The sequence below is a fragment of the Brevibacterium oceani genome (assembly GCF_017948325.1).
GTDB classification, from domain to species: domain Bacteria; phylum Actinomycetota; class Actinomycetes; order Actinomycetales; family Brevibacteriaceae; genus Brevibacterium; species Brevibacterium oceani.
In genome coordinates this window covers 1,796,916-1,811,214 of the sequence record NZ_CP072846.1, presented here as the reverse complement: position 1 = coordinate 1,811,214, position 14,299 = coordinate 1,796,916, and the positions used below count along the sequence as shown (strand labels likewise).

The 14,299-nt window shown below is 65.2% G+C and carries 15 protein-coding genes; 7 read left to right on the top strand and 8 right to left on the bottom strand.

Translation table 11 applies throughout. The features are described 5' to 3' along the window. The first annotated feature begins 89 nt into the window (after positions 1-89). The 3 genes from pdxS to J9314_RS07980 are packed head-to-tail and all read left to right on the top strand — an operon-like array spanning position 90 to position 3,164. Positions 90-971, top strand: a complete 882-nt coding sequence (gene pdxS / locus J9314_RS07990) for a pyridoxal 5'-phosphate synthase lyase subunit PdxS (RefSeq protein ID WP_210605249.1) — start codon at positions 90-92, stop codon at positions 969-971. After that, positions 965-1,612, top strand: coding sequence for a pyridoxal 5'-phosphate synthase glutaminase subunit PdxT (pdxT, locus tag J9314_RS07985; RefSeq protein WP_210605248.1), 648 nt, complete (start codon positions 965-967; stop codon positions 1,610-1,612). Before pdxS ends, pdxT begins: the two co-directional genes overlap by 7 nt. Next, positions 1,560-3,164 carry a helicase HerA-like domain-containing protein gene (locus J9314_RS07980; protein ID WP_210605247.1) on the top strand — a complete coding sequence of 535 codons (1,605 nt, stop codon included), beginning with the start codon at positions 1,560-1,562 and terminating at the stop codon, positions 3,162-3,164. The genes pdxT and J9314_RS07980 overlap by 53 nt, the downstream gene beginning before the upstream one ends. Here the strand turns inward: J9314_RS07980 and J9314_RS07975 are convergent. The 6 genes from J9314_RS07975 to J9314_RS07950 all read right to left on the bottom strand — a co-directional run bounded on the left by J9314_RS07975 (position 3,147) and on the right by J9314_RS07950 (position 8,381). Continuing rightward, a complete protein-coding gene (locus J9314_RS07975; protein ID WP_210605246.1) occupies positions 3,147-4,178 on the bottom strand; it encodes a diacylglycerol/lipid kinase family protein in 1,032 nt (343 codons plus the stop codon). The genes J9314_RS07980 and J9314_RS07975 overlap by 18 nt on opposite strands. 12 nt (positions 4,179-4,190) lie before the next feature. Next, positions 4,191-5,300 carry a winged helix DNA-binding domain-containing protein gene (locus J9314_RS07970; protein ID WP_210605245.1) on the bottom strand — a complete coding sequence of 370 codons (1,110 nt, stop codon included), beginning with the start codon at positions 5,298-5,300 and terminating at the stop codon, positions 4,191-4,193. Between the two features lie 160 nt (positions 5,301-5,460). Next, positions 5,461-6,768 (bottom strand): carboxylesterase family protein, encoded by a 1,308-nt coding sequence (locus J9314_RS07965; RefSeq protein WP_210605244.1) that lies wholly within the window; start codon positions 6,766-6,768, stop codon positions 5,461-5,463. A 9-nt stretch (positions 6,769-6,777) separates the two neighbouring features. Then, positions 6,778-7,281, bottom strand: a complete 504-nt coding sequence (locus tag J9314_RS07960; RefSeq protein WP_210605243.1) for a phosphoribosyltransferase — start codon at positions 7,279-7,281, stop codon at positions 6,778-6,780. A 59-nt stretch (positions 7,282-7,340) separates the two neighbouring features. Further along, the gene (locus J9314_RS07955) at positions 7,341-7,778 is read right to left on the bottom strand and encodes a DUF2087 domain-containing protein (RefSeq protein WP_210605242.1); all 438 of its coding nucleotides are present in this window, start codon (positions 7,776-7,778) and stop codon (positions 7,341-7,343) included. A gap of 219 nt (positions 7,779-7,997) precedes the next feature. Continuing rightward, on the bottom strand, positions 7,998-8,381 hold the full coding sequence (locus tag J9314_RS07950; protein ID WP_210605241.1) for a YchJ family protein: 384 nt from the start codon (positions 8,379-8,381) through the stop codon (positions 7,998-8,000). Between the two features lie 53 nt (positions 8,382-8,434). Here J9314_RS07950 and J9314_RS07945 point away from each other — a divergent pair, with 53 nt between their 5' ends. The 3 genes from J9314_RS07945 to J9314_RS07935 all read left to right on the top strand — a co-directional run bounded on the left by J9314_RS07945 (position 8,435) and on the right by J9314_RS07935 (position 10,654). Further along, on the top strand, positions 8,435-9,022 hold the full coding sequence (locus J9314_RS07945) for an HhH-GPD-type base excision DNA repair protein (protein WP_181275401.1): 588 nt from the start codon (positions 8,435-8,437) through the stop codon (positions 9,020-9,022). Positions 9,023-9,155: 133 nt separating this feature from the next. Next, on the top strand, positions 9,156-9,785 hold the full coding sequence (locus J9314_RS07940; protein ID WP_210605240.1) for a hypothetical protein: 630 nt from the start codon (positions 9,156-9,158) through the stop codon (positions 9,783-9,785). A 107-nt stretch (positions 9,786-9,892) separates the two neighbouring features. Continuing rightward, positions 9,893-10,654 (top strand): hypothetical protein, encoded by a 762-nt coding sequence (locus J9314_RS07935; protein WP_210605239.1) that lies wholly within the window; start codon positions 9,893-9,895, stop codon positions 10,652-10,654. Between the two features lie 19 nt (positions 10,655-10,673). Here J9314_RS07935 and J9314_RS07930 read toward each other — a convergent pair whose 3' ends face one another. Then, on the bottom strand, positions 10,674-12,182 hold the full coding sequence (locus tag J9314_RS07930; RefSeq protein WP_281412377.1) for a DHA2 family efflux MFS transporter permease subunit: 1,509 nt from the start codon (positions 12,180-12,182) through the stop codon (positions 10,674-10,676). A gap of 163 nt (positions 12,183-12,345) precedes the next feature. On the opposite strand from J9314_RS07930, the gene J9314_RS07925 reads away from it, so the two are divergent. Further along, positions 12,346-13,572, top strand: coding sequence for an oleate hydratase (locus J9314_RS07925; RefSeq protein WP_210605238.1), 1,227 nt, complete (start codon positions 12,346-12,348; stop codon positions 13,570-13,572). Here the strand turns inward: J9314_RS07925 and J9314_RS07920 are convergent. Continuing rightward, the gene (locus tag J9314_RS07920) at positions 13,542-14,210 is read right to left on the bottom strand and encodes a hypothetical protein (protein WP_210605237.1); all 669 of its coding nucleotides are present in this window, start codon (positions 14,208-14,210) and stop codon (positions 13,542-13,544) included. The two genes, J9314_RS07925 and J9314_RS07920, sit on opposite strands and share 31 nt — an antisense overlap. Positions 14,211-14,299 lie beyond the last annotated feature (89 nt).

Below are 14,299 nucleotides of genomic sequence, written 5' to 3'. Positions count from 1 at the left end.
TCCACCGACCCCACAGCTGTCTGAGGCGACTCGACGTTGCGTACTTGGTCGACCCGGATCGTGACCACACGAGTGAATGGACGAACCCAATGACCGAGACTCAGACCCTCCTCAACACCGGCCTGGCGCAGATGCTCAAAGGCGGCGTCATCATGGACGTCATCAACGAGGAGCAGGCCCGCATCGCCGAGGCCGCCGGAGCGTCGGCCGTCATGGCCCTCGAACGCGTCCCCGCCGACATCCGCGCTCAGGGCGGAGTCGCCCGGATGAGCGATCCCGACCTCATCGATTCGATCGTCAGCGCGGTGTCGATCCCGGTCATGGCCAAGGCCCGCATCGGACACTTCGTCGAGGCGCAGATCCTCGAGACCCTCGGCGTCGACTACATCGACGAATCAGAGGTCCTCTCCCCCGCCGACTATGTCAACCACATCGACAAGTCCGTCTTCCAGGTCCCCTTCGTGTGCGGTGCGACCAACCTCGGGGAGGCTCTGCGCCGGATCACCGAAGGCGCTTCGATGATCCGATCCAAGGGTGAAGCCGGAACCGGCGACGTCTCCGAGGCGATGCGCCACCTGCGGACCATCAACTCCGAGATCCGTGCGCTGACCGCCAAGAGCGAGGACGAGCTCTACGTCGCAGCCAAGGAGATCGCCGCGCCCTACCACCTCGTCAAGCAGGTCGCGAGCCTCGGCAGGCTGCCCGTGGTGACCTTCGTCGCCGGCGGCATCGCCACTCCCGCGGACGCGGCGATGATGATGCAGCTCGGCGCCGACGGCGTGTTCGTCGGCTCCGGCATCTTCAAGTCCGGCAACCCCGAGGCCAGGGCGAAAGCCATCGTCGAGGCCACCACCCACTTCGACGACCAGGCAGCGGTCGCCGCGGCATCACGTGGACTCGGCGATGCGATGGTCGGCATCAATGTCGCCGACGTGCCTGCCCCTCACCGACTGGCCGAACGCGGATGGTGAGAATCGGGGTCCTCGCCCTCCAGGGAGCATTCCGTGAGCACCTGACCGTGCTGCGCTCCCTGGGGGGCGAGACCCGGAAGGTCACCCGGGCCGAGCACCTGACCGATCTCGACGCGGTCGTCCTGCCGGGCGGGGAATCGACGGCCATGGTGCGCATCGCCGACGGCACGGATCTGTTCCCCCAGCTGCGCAGACGCATCGACGAGGGTCTGCCCGTGTTCGGCACTTGCGCCGGGCTCATCCTGCTGGCCGACCATCTCAGCGATGATTCGTTGGGCGGGTATGGCCGCCTCGGCGGACTCGACATCACCGTGGCCCGCAACGCCTACGGACGCCAACGCGAATCCTTCACCGCGCCGCTGACCGTCTCAGGGCTCGACGAGAGCTTCGACGGCACGTTCATCCGTGCCCCGCAGATCCTCGACATCGGATCGGACGTCGAAGTGCTCGCCTCGCATGACGGTCAGCCCGTCCTCGTGCGGCAGGGACATGTGTGGGGCGGCAGCTTCCATCCGGAATTGGGCGGGGATGCGCGATTGCACGCACAATTCCTCCACCACCTCCGCGCCGCTGTGCAAAGATTGAGCCATGACAGCTCAGCCTCTGCAGACGCTCAAAGACGGATACGCATTCGACGGTGAGACCCTGGAGCTCGGGGTCGCCCTTGACGGTGAGGAGCCGTCGAAGGACACCCCCATCTCCATTCCTCTGGCCATGCTCAACCGGCACGGGCTCGTCGCCGGCGCCACCGGCACGGGCAAAACCGTGACGCTCCAGGTGCTTGCCGAGCAGCTGTCGAAGGCGGGCGTGCCCGTGTTCGCCTCGGACATCAAGGGCGATCTGTCGGGCATCGGTGCCGCCGGCATCGAATCGGACAAGCTGCGCAAGCGCCTCGACGCTGCCGGCCAGGATTGGGCGCCGAAGGGCAATCCCACGGAGTTCTACACGCTCGGCGATTCGGGACTCGGCACGCCGCTGCGCGCCACCGTCACCTCGTTCGGACCGATCCTGCTGTCGAAGGTGCTCGAGCTCAACGACACGCAGGAGTCCGTGCTCTCGCTGGTCTTCCACTACGCAGATCAGGCCGGACTGGCCCTGCTCGACCTCTCGGATCTCAAGGCGGTGCTCACCTTCCTCACCTCGGCTGAGGGCAAGGAGGATCTCGAAGGCATCGGCGGAGCGTCGAAAGCCACCGTCGGGGTCATCCTGCGCAAGATCTCGGAACTCGAGGCGCAGGGCGGCGACGTCTTCTTCGGTGAACCCGAGTTCGACACCGCGGATCTGGTGCGGGTCGACGACAACGGGGCCGGGATCATCTCCGTCCTCGAGCTGCAGAAGCTCAGCCAGTCCCCCGCGCTGTTCTCCACTTTCCTCATGTGGCTGCTGGCCGACCTGTTCCAGGACCTGCCCGAGGTCGGCGATGCGGACAAGCCCTCGCTCGTGTTCTTCTTCGACGAGGCCCACCTGCTCTTCGCCGATGCGTCGAAGGCGTTCCTCCAGTCCGTGACGCAGACCGTGCGGCTCATCCGCTCGAAAGGCGTGGGCATCTTCTTCGTCACGCAGACGCCGAAGGATGTGCCCGACGATGTGCTCGCGCAGCTCGGGTCCCGCATCCAGCATCAGCTGCGGGCGCATACGCCCAATGATGCGAAGGCGCTCAAGGCGTCGGTGCAGACCTTCCCGAAGTCCGACTACGACCTCGAAGAGCTGCTGACGTCGCTGGGCACCGGCGAAGCCGTGGTCACGGTGATGGATCCCGATGGGGCTCCGACTCCTGTGGCGCCGACGCGGATGCGCGCCCCGGAGTCGAAGATGGGTCCGATGAGCGAGGACGAGATCAAATCGGCCGTGGCCGCCTCGCCGCAGCATGAGAAGTACGGAACCGCCATCGACAACGAATCCGCGCGCGAGATCCTCGCCAAGCGGCTCGAAGGCGGGTCCGAAGCCCATGCGGAAGAGCAGCGCTCGGCATCGGCCGATTCGGCTCGCGAACCGGCTGGCGGCTCCGCATCCTCGGACAAGATCGACTTCCCCGAAGAGGCGGGTACGTCGGGGAGGAAGAAGCCGGCGAAGAAGGCGGACGAGAACATGTTCTCGCAGGTGGTGAAGTCCTCCGCATTCAAACAGTTCACGCGCACCGCCGCCCGTGAGATCGCGCGCGGCATCTTCGGCACCTCACGGCGTCGGCGCTGACACCAGCAGTCCCCTTTCCCCGGCGCTCAGGTGCAGCTCGACGCAGTCCTCGATGAGCTCGCCGTCGAGCTGCACCGGTGCCGGGGTGGTCAGACGGACCGTGACTCCGGTGGCCTTGCGATAGTCCATGAGCGCATTCGATTCGGGACTGCCGCTCAGACAGGAGAGACCGATTGATGACCATGCGCGTATCCGCATGAGAAGCGTGTGCGGTAGCGGTCCGACGCCGAGCACGGAGAATGTCTCAGCGTCGATGCGGGCGTCGGGAAAGACCGAGACAGGTCCGGCGGGACGAGCGACCTTCGACGCCATCACCGACCACACGCTTCCTGGTCGAGCGCCGGTCTCGTTTCGTCGAGCTGTTGTCCGGTCGTCCGCCGGGTCGCCGGCCCGAGCCGACTCCCCATCGACGGTGATGCCGTCCGCGGTGGGCGTGAGGTCGGCGGCGAAGAGCGCTCTGGCAGCGCCCCAGACGTAGCCGAGCAGACCCGGCGCGATGTGATGGTGGGCCACCGCACGGGCATCCCCGCCGATTCCGGCCAGACTGAGGAACACGGTATGCCGTCGTCCGCCGTCGCGGAGACGGATATCGACCTCGTTGATCGGCACGAGGAGCCAACCCGCAGTCGGGTCGAGTCCCGTGGAGAGGGCCCGCAGGCAGTGCGTGATCGCGTGTCGTGTCGAGGTGATGCCCACGTGTCGGCTGAGCACGTTCGCCGTTCCCGTCGGGATGAGGAGCACTGGTGTCTCTGAGTCGGCGAGCACCGGACCGGTGGCCCTGATGGTGCCGTCGCCGCCGAGGATGATGACGACGTCCGCGCCCCACGTCACGAGTTCTTCTGCCTGCCACGCACCGTCGCGCGCACGCGTCGTCGTCATCGTCCGGGAGCGGATGCCGAGGGGACGCATCGCCGCGACCAGTTCCGAGTAAGCCCGGTGACTGCTGAGGTGTTTGGGGTTGACGATGATGCCGACTGCCGGCAGCGTTCGCCCTCGTTCTCTCCGGCTATGCAAGGGAAACGCCGATCAGGCGAAAGCCGGGTGCGCGGCGGCGGCCGCCTCGACGGCGTCGGTGTCGACCTTCAGGCCGGGGAAGGCATCGGTGACCACGCGTGACCCGGTCTTGCGTGGTGAGCGCTTCCACGTTCCATGCGCCCGCCCCTGGCTGATGACAGTGTTCTTGAACATTCCGTTGCCGCCGGGCACGACGAGCTTCTCGTGTTCCGGGTCGAGTGTGGCGCTGCGGTCCTTGTAGCCGAGGATGATCTCGTCGAAGCCCGGCAGCAGCATCGTGCCCTGGGCGGCTGATTCGAATTCGGCCAAGCGGTCCTCGAGGTCGGGAGCATGAACATAGTCGACGTCGCCGATTGTCGTGCCGATGATCTCCTCGGCATCGAGAGCCGTATTGATGGCCGACTTCACCGTCGTCTTCGGAAGGCCGGTCCACCGTGTCGCGTCGTCGATGGTCACCGGTCCGTGGCTGAGGACGTAGCGTCTCATCCATTCGTGCAGGGCTGCCTCGGCGCCGAGTTCGGTGGGTGTCGGCACCCAATCGGCGGTGAGGACGTACTTCATGTCGTCCTTGCCCGCGATCATCGGGGCCTGCACGAGGAGGTTCTGCAGGCACAGGGAGGTGATGAGGTACCGGGCGTGACCGTACTCGTCGCCGGCTCCCACAGGTGCGAATGCTTCGAGCAGCTCCTCACGTGTCAGCGGTCCGCGCTCCCGGATGGCGTCGGTGGCAAGTTCGGCCGCAGTCTCGAGCATGGCATCGGTGATGCCGAAGTACTCTCGGCGCTTCGCGGTGGACTTCATCGTCCGCGGTCCGGTCAGGCTGAGAATCCATCCGAGGTCTTTGGCAGTGGTGAGATGGATCGTGCCGCGCTGAGTCCACGAACGCACGACTTCACCAGCATCGATGGCCGCTCGCACGGCGTCGAGGCTTGCGGGGGCATTGTCTCCGCTGCGCAGAGCCACAGACGCCAGGGCGCCGCCGAGGGCCTGCGCTTGGACGCAGCCGAGGTGTTCGACGACCGCGCCCGCCGGCGACAGTGCCGTACCGGTCGGTGATGCCGGTGCCGGTCCGACGAGTCCCTGGGAGATGAGTCGGGCGGCAGAGATCTGGTCAACGTCCATGGACCATACGGTAGTCGACGACGGTGACGCAGCGATTGTGAAAACGCGACTCCCACCGGCTCCATCGTCAGGATGCGTGCGGCGGAGTCCGTGCGATGGGCCAGGTCGGCCCGTTGTGCGCGGCCCCGGCGGGCCTGTCAGCCCCTGGCAGCCGGGACGGTCAGCCCATGATGTCGATGAGTCCCGGGACGGGTACTCGCGGCAACGCCCCCGAGGTGGCGAATCGGCCCCAGATCCGTCGCAGTTCGGGTCCGGCGATGGCGGTGGTCGTCCCATAGTCGAGGAAGGAATCGTGCCAGATGTCGCCAGGGAAGACCAGCGGCAGATCACCCGAATGTGCGGCATCGAAGAAGCTGCCGTCGCCGCGGGAGACGATGAGCAGGCGCGCTCCCTGACCGCCGGACATGCGGTGCCGGTCGTAGAATTCCCGACCGGCCCGGGTGTAGACCGCCGAGGTGATACCGGAGATGAGGGATTCGAGCATCGGTGAGGTCAGGGACCGGTTGTGCAGCCGGCGCAGGGCCGGAACGAATCCGGCGAAGAACGCGATCTCGCGTTCGGTGCGGGTCATGAGGACGTCGAATTTCGGTGCGACGTCGGCCCATGCGGCCGCCGCGAGCGCACGAGTCGGCAGAGGGTGCCGGCCGTAGTGGACTCCGAAGCACATTCCCGCGTGCAGGCCCCCGACGAGGGCCGCTCTGTGGACTTCCTCCTGGGCGTCGAGAATCTCCTTGACGCTTGCGTCGGGGTCGATCCGCTGGGCGACCTTCGCCATGGCCCAGTTCATCGTGTCCGTGCCGCCGGCCAACCCCAGCGGGGCTGAGGCCATGAGGACGCGGCGGAAGAGTCCTGCCGTTCCCTCGGCGATCATGAGGTGGGCGCACGCGTCGGCGCCGGCACTCTGTCCGGCGATCGTGACATTGTTCGGGTCTCCGCCGAAGGAGGCGATGTTGGTCTGCACCCACCGCAGGGCGGAGATCTGGTCGAGCACGCCGAGGTTCGAGTGCTCGGGTTCGCCCGTGCCCAGGTATCCGAGGACGCCGAGGCGGTAGGTGACGGAGACGACGATGATGTGCTGTTCTGCCGCGAGGGTGTGCGGGTCGTAGATCCCCACGTCACCGGCACCGGCGACGTAGGCACCGCCGTGGATCCAGACGAGGACAGGGAGCCCCACCTCGGCGCTGGGATCGATGCCCTGGGGCATCGTCACGCTCACGCGCAGGCAGTCCTCGCTGATGGGAAGGCCGCCGAGCTGGTCGAACGTCATCCCCGCGTTGGGGTCGCGGCGCAGCTGCGGGCTCGCCGGTCCCGGGTCGGCGCCGTCGATGAAGTCGACGGGCGGCTCGTCGACGGGAGGTTGGAAGCGCTGGGCGCGGGCATAGCGGATGCCCCGTGCGCGGATCACATCGCCGTTCGCGTAGGCGCGGACCCGTCCGCACGGGGCGACGAAGTCCCGTGTCTCCGTCACCGTCTCAGTTCACTTGCTGGGTACGACCGGGGGCTCGGCCGACCACGGGAAGACGATCCACTGATCCGTGCGCTTCCACACGAAGTCGGGGTCGATGATCGAGGCCGACTTCGCGTAGATGACGGCCGACTGCGCCTCGGCCCCGTGCTTGCGCAGGAGTTCGAGCACGAGGGCGAGGGTGCGACCGGAGTCGGCGACGTCGTCGACGACGAGCAGCTTCTTGCCCTTGATCGCGTCGATGTCGAGCATCGGCGCGAGCAGGATCGGGTCGGGCAGGGTCTCGTGGACATCGGTGTAGAACTCGACGTTGATGGCGTCGGAGAGCTTGAGTCCGAGAGCATAGGCCAGGGCGCCGGCGGGAAGCAGGCCTCCTCGAGCGACGGCGATGACGATCTCCGGTTCGTAGTCGGAATCCGCGATCGTCTGTGCCATCTCGCGCGCCGACTGGCCGAACATGTCCCAGCTGAGGATCTCTTTGTCGTCGAGGTCGGTCGAATCGGCGTGATAGGCCATGGATGCTCCTTGTGTGTGCCCGATGGTGGTCCGAGTTTCAAGGATACGCCGTCGCGAACTCAGTGCAGAAACGCCGCGAGCCCGGCCATCTCCTGCGCTTGGGAGCCGGTATGGACGGGTGGATTCGGGTTCACCCAGTAGTGCCCGGCGCCGGAGTTGCGCTCGAGGAGTCGATAGTCGATGAGTTCGCGCCGTAGGAGGGCGAAGTCCGGGTGGAAGTCGGCAAGGATCATGTTGACGTCCTTCTCTGTGTACGTCCGGTCGGGTTCGAACGCGTGGAGGACCTCGATGAGGAGGACGACGAGGGCTCTGCGCTTCGTCGGAATCGCGGTGATCCGGCCTGCGGGCATGAAGGTGCGCAGCGTCTTGGTGCGGAACTGTTCGATCCGGGGGTCGATCTGTGGGTCGAGCAGGGCCGCGCGTGCGGACGTGAAGTTCTCGCCGGTCGCTGTCATCCGCGCTCGCACGAGCTTCTTGAAGTCCTTGTCCTTGGTCATGGTGTCGTTTCCTTCTGCGACCAAGTCTCCCCCAGCACGAAACCTGGTCAGGAACTCTCACCGTGCCGGTTTCGTCCGAGGATTCTCTCCCCTTCGCCATGTGGTCGATGTGCTGGGAACACGACCTCGGCTGGGCGTTGGATGCGCCGGTGACCAGTATAGGCACGGCTGCGTCCGGTTTTCGAATACGGCGCTGTCAGCGACTCCAGATTCGGCGGCTCAATGGTTGAGAGCCTCGAGGTACATCCATCGGCCGGCCCGCCGAACGAATGAGGAGTTCTCCTCGAGCACATGATCGCCGAGGTGGTCCCGGAATCGCGCACGGAAGTGCACCGTCCCCGTGGCATCGTCTTCGCCGCCGTCGGTGGTGCCGATGATTTCGAGCCCGAGCCATTCCGTCCGATCGTCGACGCCGAGGTCGGCGGGGCGGGTCCTCGGGTGCCAGGTGCGGAAGAGGTGATTCTCATCCCCGCGGACGAAGGCGGTGTAGCGGGAGCGCATGAGCGCCTCGGCGGTGGTCGGCCAGGTCGCACCGTCGAGGGCAGGTCGGCAGCAGCGGTCGAAATCGGTTCCTGGGGGCAGTCCGGAGCAGGGGCAGATCATGGCTCGATGATATCCGGGATGATCGGCCGGCGATTGCGTGCGAGGATGGAGCAATGAGTTCAGTGTTCCTCTCCGGAGATCCCAAGGCCGATGCCCTCCTGACCGAAGACCGTTTCGCCCTGCTCGTCGGCATGCTGCTTGACCAGCAGGTGACGATGGAGAGTGCTTTCGCTGGACCGGCGAAGCTCAAGGAGCGTTTGGGCCGGCTCGACGTCGAAGAGATCGCCGAGATGAATCCGGATGACTTCCTCGACACGTTCGCTGCTACCCCGGCGGTGCACCGGTTCCCGAAATCGATGGCGGCGCGGGTGCAGAAGCTGGCTGCTGCCATCGTCGACGACTATGACGGTGAGACCGAGAGGATTTGGACCGAGGGCGACCCCAGCGGAGCCGAGGTGCTCAAACGGTTGAAGAAGCTGCCCGGGTTCGGTGATCAGAAGGCGAAGATCTTCCTTTCGCTGCTCGGCAAGCAGTTCGGACTCACTGCTGAGGGGTGGCGTGAGGCCGCGGGTGACTACGGCGATGAAGATGCACGACGATCCATCGCCGATGTCGTCGACGATGTCACCCTCCAGGAAGTGCGCACTTTCAAGAAGCAGCAGAAGGCTGCGGCAAAGGCTGCCAAGGCGGCAAAGAAGTAGGACGCTCACTCCCGCGTGAGTTATCCACAGATTCCACTTCGCCTGTTCTAAAATGCGCGCTGGTCGAATAATGTAGGGATTCCGGGTGCTGAGCGAGGGCTCGCACCGCAGTTGCAGACCACAGAGGCGTGGAATGAGAACTGGACCGTCCCGACACATTCGTCGACCTGGCTTCATTGCTGTTGCACTTTTTGCCGCTCTATCGCTGGCTTCCTTGGCGGGCTGTGGCGACAATTCACCTGTTGCTGCGCCGACATCGACCCTGCCGGAACAGGCGCCCGACGATGATGCCACCGATACCGGCACCGAGGTGGACATCCCCGACTACGAGACCGACCTTGATCTCTCGCCTGAGGAGGAAGAGGCGGTGGACGGCGCGTTGGTGGCTCTGGACGGTTACGTCACCACTCTGAACGAAACTTTTTCAAGCGGAGGCTACGAGACAGATCGCATAGCGAAATACGCTCAAGGAGAGGCACTGCGGTCACTCCGCGAGGACTCGGACGATCTAAGAAGAGACGAACAAATCATGGCTGGCCGATTCAAGATTGAGAATCGGGAAATTCAGGATATCGATCTGAAGGAAGATCGAGTCACGGTTTTGACTTGCGTTGACAACTCGGCATTTGCAAAGGTTGCCAAGGGAGAGTCGCTCCCCAAAAGCGCGCCAGAGCCTCTCAGCGTAATCTTCAATACACAGCGCAGTGGCGAAGAATGGAAAGTCGATTCTCAAGACCTGTGGAGCGAGCCTTGCGGCGGATAGCACTGATAGCGGCGTTGGTGCTCGCGTTGACAGTGTCTGGGATAGCGCCCGCAGTAGAAGCGCAGTCGGGCCCTGGTTGTAGTGCGCTCAGTCTCAAGAAGTGCAAGGTGGTAGATCCCCCGGCTCCCGCTCCCCCGCCTGGCGGAGGAGGCGGTGGCTCCGACGGAGGAGGCAATGATGGCGGTGGCTCCGGTGGAGGAGGCAACGGCGGCGGAGGCCGTGGCGGACCCGGAGGCTCCGGTGGTGGAGGAGGCTCCGGAGGAGGCGGTGGTGGTGCCGAACTCCCCGATTGCAGCTACGAGGAGACCGGACACATCTGCGCCAGCCTGCCCGGTCCGGGCGGAGGCGGCGGAGGTGGAGGTGGACCGGCCGCTCCAGTCCGCCCGGATCCCCCGACTCGCATTCCGGAGTCGCAGTTCCAAACCTTTGATATTCCGGCCCCGACGATCTACGCATGGCCGAAGGACTGGGCAGTCGTCGGCAAACCCGCCGCGTTCTGGACGAACACCGAGGTCAGCTACATCGACATGACCCTGCTGACCTACGCAGTGACTGTGAAGGTCACACCGGAGAAGTTCCATTGGAACTTCGGTGACGAGACGGGCAAGACCACCTCAACGAAAGGTGCAAAACCGCGACCCGGTGGTGCCCCGCAGATCGGACACGAATACCAGAAATCCGGGAAGGTCTCGGTATCGATGACTGCAACTTTCAGCGGCGAGTTCTCCGTCGACGGCGGACCATGGCTGCCGATCGACGGCTTCGCCCACGTCGCCAGCAACGACATTGCCATCGACGTCTACCGATACCACCGGTATCTCGTTGACGAAGATTGCTACTCCGACCCTCGCGGACCTGACTGCACCTGACCGCCTGACTAGTGACGACTCAGCCGCGCACCCGCGATTTCGGCCGTTCGAAGAACAGAACTGCAACGAAACCGATGATGACGAGGGCCGCGGGCACCCACAACGACTGTCCCATCGCGTGAGCGAATCCCGAGGCGATCGCCTCAGGCATTCCTGCCGACGCGGCTCCCGCACCGTCGGCGGACGACCCCGCCCCCGCCTCGGCGCCGGCACCGCCGACTGTCCCCGTCGACGAACCGATATTCGCGGCCAAGCGCGACTCCATCGCCACGGCTATCGCCGCACTGCCGAGCACCGCCCCGACCTGCCGAACCGTGTTGTACACGCCCGACCCGGCCCCTGCATGGTGCAGCGGAAGGTTCCTCGTCGCCGTCGAGCTGATCGGCGCCCACATGAATCCGTTCGCCACGCCCAACAACAGAAGTGGCGGAATGATGGCCCACAGCGATGTGTGTGCGTCGAGGATCGACCCCAGCCAGAACAGAGCGATCGAGAACGATCCCAGTCCGATTCCGGCCAGGACTCGCGGGTTGCCGTGATCGACGAGGCGACCGACGAACGGGGCGAGCAGACCTGAGAGGATCGCCATCGGAGCCATCAGCAGAGCCGATTGCGTCGGCGTGTACCCGAGCACAGTCTGCGCCCACAGCATGAGCGGGAATGCCATCGCTGTGATGCCGAATCCGACCGTGGTCATGGCGATCGCCGCGAGCGTGAAGTTCCGATCCTTGAACAGCGAGAGTGGGACGAGCACCTCGGAGGTGTTGACCTTCTGCCACAGGACGAAGCCGATGAGGAACACGACTCCCCCGCCGATGACGAACGGTACGGTCACCGGCCCGATGAGCGGACCCCAATCGACACCATGTGCCTGCTGGATGCCGTAGACGAGCAGGAACATGCCGCACGCCGACAGCACCACGCCGAACCAGTCGAACCGGTGCGGATGCGTCTGCAGTCTCGGCACCAGCCACACGGCCATGATGAAGGCGATGATTCCGACCGGAACGTTGATGAAGAAGATCCACTCCCAGCCGAACGCGTCGACGAGCACTCCGCCGAGGATGGGGCCGACCAGGGTGGCGATGCCGGCGACGGCACCCCACATGCCCATCGCTGCACCGCGACGATCGGGCGGGAAGATCCGAGTGATCACCGCCATCGTCTGCGGCGTCATCGATGCGGCACCGATGCCTTGGACGACTCGAGCGAGGATGAGGACTCCGACGCTCGTGGTCAGACCGCACCACAGCGAGCTCAAAGTGAAGATGACGAGTCCGACCAGATAGACCCGTTTGGGTCCGAATCGGTCACCGAGGCGGCCGGTGATAAGCAGCGGCACCACGTAGGCGAGCAGATACGCCGAGGTCACCCAGATGACGGAGTTGATGTCCGCACCGAGGGAGTCCATGATGTCGCGGATGGCGACGGACACGATCGTCGAATCGACGAGGATCATGAAGAAGCCGAGACAGAGGGCCCACAGTGCTCGCCAGGGGTTGCCCACGGCATTCGTTTCAGTGCTCACCGGTTCATCATTGCCCTCCCCGCCTCCAGGGTCAATCCGAGCCGCCTTCCCGGTCAATCGGACCGACACCGCAGAGACGAGTGTGACGGATTCGAACGACAGACCCACGCGTCACCGCCGCCGACAGTCACCGCCGCCGACGCTAACCTGGGACAATGGGGTCATGGTGTGCCGAATCAACGAGCTCCTCGTCGACTCCCACTGGTCCGTCGTCATCATCGGTGCCGGCCAGGCGGGTCTGTCTGCAGCGCACTATCTGTGGCGCGACGGCATGGTCCCCGGGAGGGACTTCGTCGTCCTCGACGCCGGAGACGGACCCGGCGGTGCATGGCGCGAGCGGTGGGATTCTCTGACACTGGGCAGGACGAATCACGTCGCCGATCTGCCGGGATTTCCTCTCGGCCACCCGGACCCGAATGTGCCCGCTTCGCAGGTCGTCTCCGACTACTATTCGCGCTTCGAACGTGAACTCGAGCTCTGCGTCGTCCGTCCCGCCGAGGTGGCCAACGTGACTTCGCAGCAGCGTGGGTCCGGCCTGCTCGACATCGTCGCCGACATCGACGGTGAGCGGGTGAAGCTGTCGACCGACTTCCTCATCAACGCCACCGGCACGTGGACCCAGCCCTATGTGCCCTTCGTCCCGGGAATCGCCGATTTCGAAGGACACCAGCTGCACACAGTGAACTTCCGCGACGTCGAGGATTTCCGGGGACTGCGCACACTCGTCGTCGGCGGCGGCATCTCCGCCACCCAGTTCCTCCTCCAGCTCGCCGAGGTCACCGACACCCTCTGGGCCACACGCCGTCCCCCGAACTTCACCGCCCGAGAATTCGACGGCCAGTGGGGACTCGAGGTGGAGCGGGCTGTACGTGAGCGCACCCTCTCCGGCCGCGCCCCCGCCAGCGTCGTCCGCACCACCGGGCTGCCCATCCGCAGCGAATTCCGTGACGGCGTCGAGTCCGGTGTACTCGTCTCCCGCGGCATGTTCGACCGCGTCCTCCCCCACGGTGTGCACTTCCCCGGCACGGGCGAGACTGCGACGACGACTTCCGAAGGATTGGGGCCCTCGGCAAGTGATCATCTCGCCCTGCCGCAATCGTGGGCGCCGTATACGACCGAGCAGGTCGAGGACGTCGACGTGATCTTCTGGAACACAGGATTCCATGCCGCCCTCAAACATCTTGCCCCACTTCACCTGCGCACCCCCGACGGCGGAATCTCCATGGACACCGAGGTGGCTGTCAAGGACGATCCCCGCATCTTCCTCGTCGGCTACGGTTCCGCCAGTTCCACCGTGGGTGCCACCCGGGCAGGCCGCATCGCCGCGCGGGAACTGCTCAAACGCATGGGCAGCCCACGTCAGCGCAGATCCGGGGCCTTGAGTTCCTGACCGTCGAGGCGGACGGTCGGCAGCATCTGCCTGAACTCCTCGTCGGCCGTCTCATCAGCGACCGGTGCGAGCATGTCGACGCTGACCTTGAACAGTCGGCCGTCGACGGAGATCCCGGCGACAACACCGAACATCACCGATTCCTCGTTCTCGACTGCACGCATGTCCTCCGGAGCGAGTGTGCCGTAGACCGTCCAATACTCTCCCCCGTCAAGGGAGCCCGAGGCTTCGCTGATCTTGGTCGAGCCAGAGGTGCTGAACATCCGTTCGCGAGCCTTGTCCATGATCTCCTGAACCGATTCGTCATCCTCATCGAAGCAGTTGACTGTGACGATCGCGTCCGTGTCGGTCTCAAAGAGCCAGTAACCGTCATACCCTGCTCCATCCGACCAGTCCGCACCGATCGCCAGGCTCACTTCGACCGGACACGAACTGCCGAGATCGACCGTGGTCTCGGTCATGCCCTCTGGAACGGTCGGACCCGTCGGGCTCGGCGACCGGCTCTCCGAACCGTCGCTGATGCCGACTCCGGCCGGTTTCGATCCGGCCTCATCGGAGCTGCTGACCCGCAGTGCCGAGCATCCTCCGAGCAGCAGACTCACAGCCACCACGCCCACCAGGAGCAGTCTCTTCTTCATCGTCAGCCTTCACTCGCTCGGACGGTTGCCATCATCGTACCCATTTCCATGGTGGACTCAGGGCTCTGGCGCAACCGATTCCAGCGGCT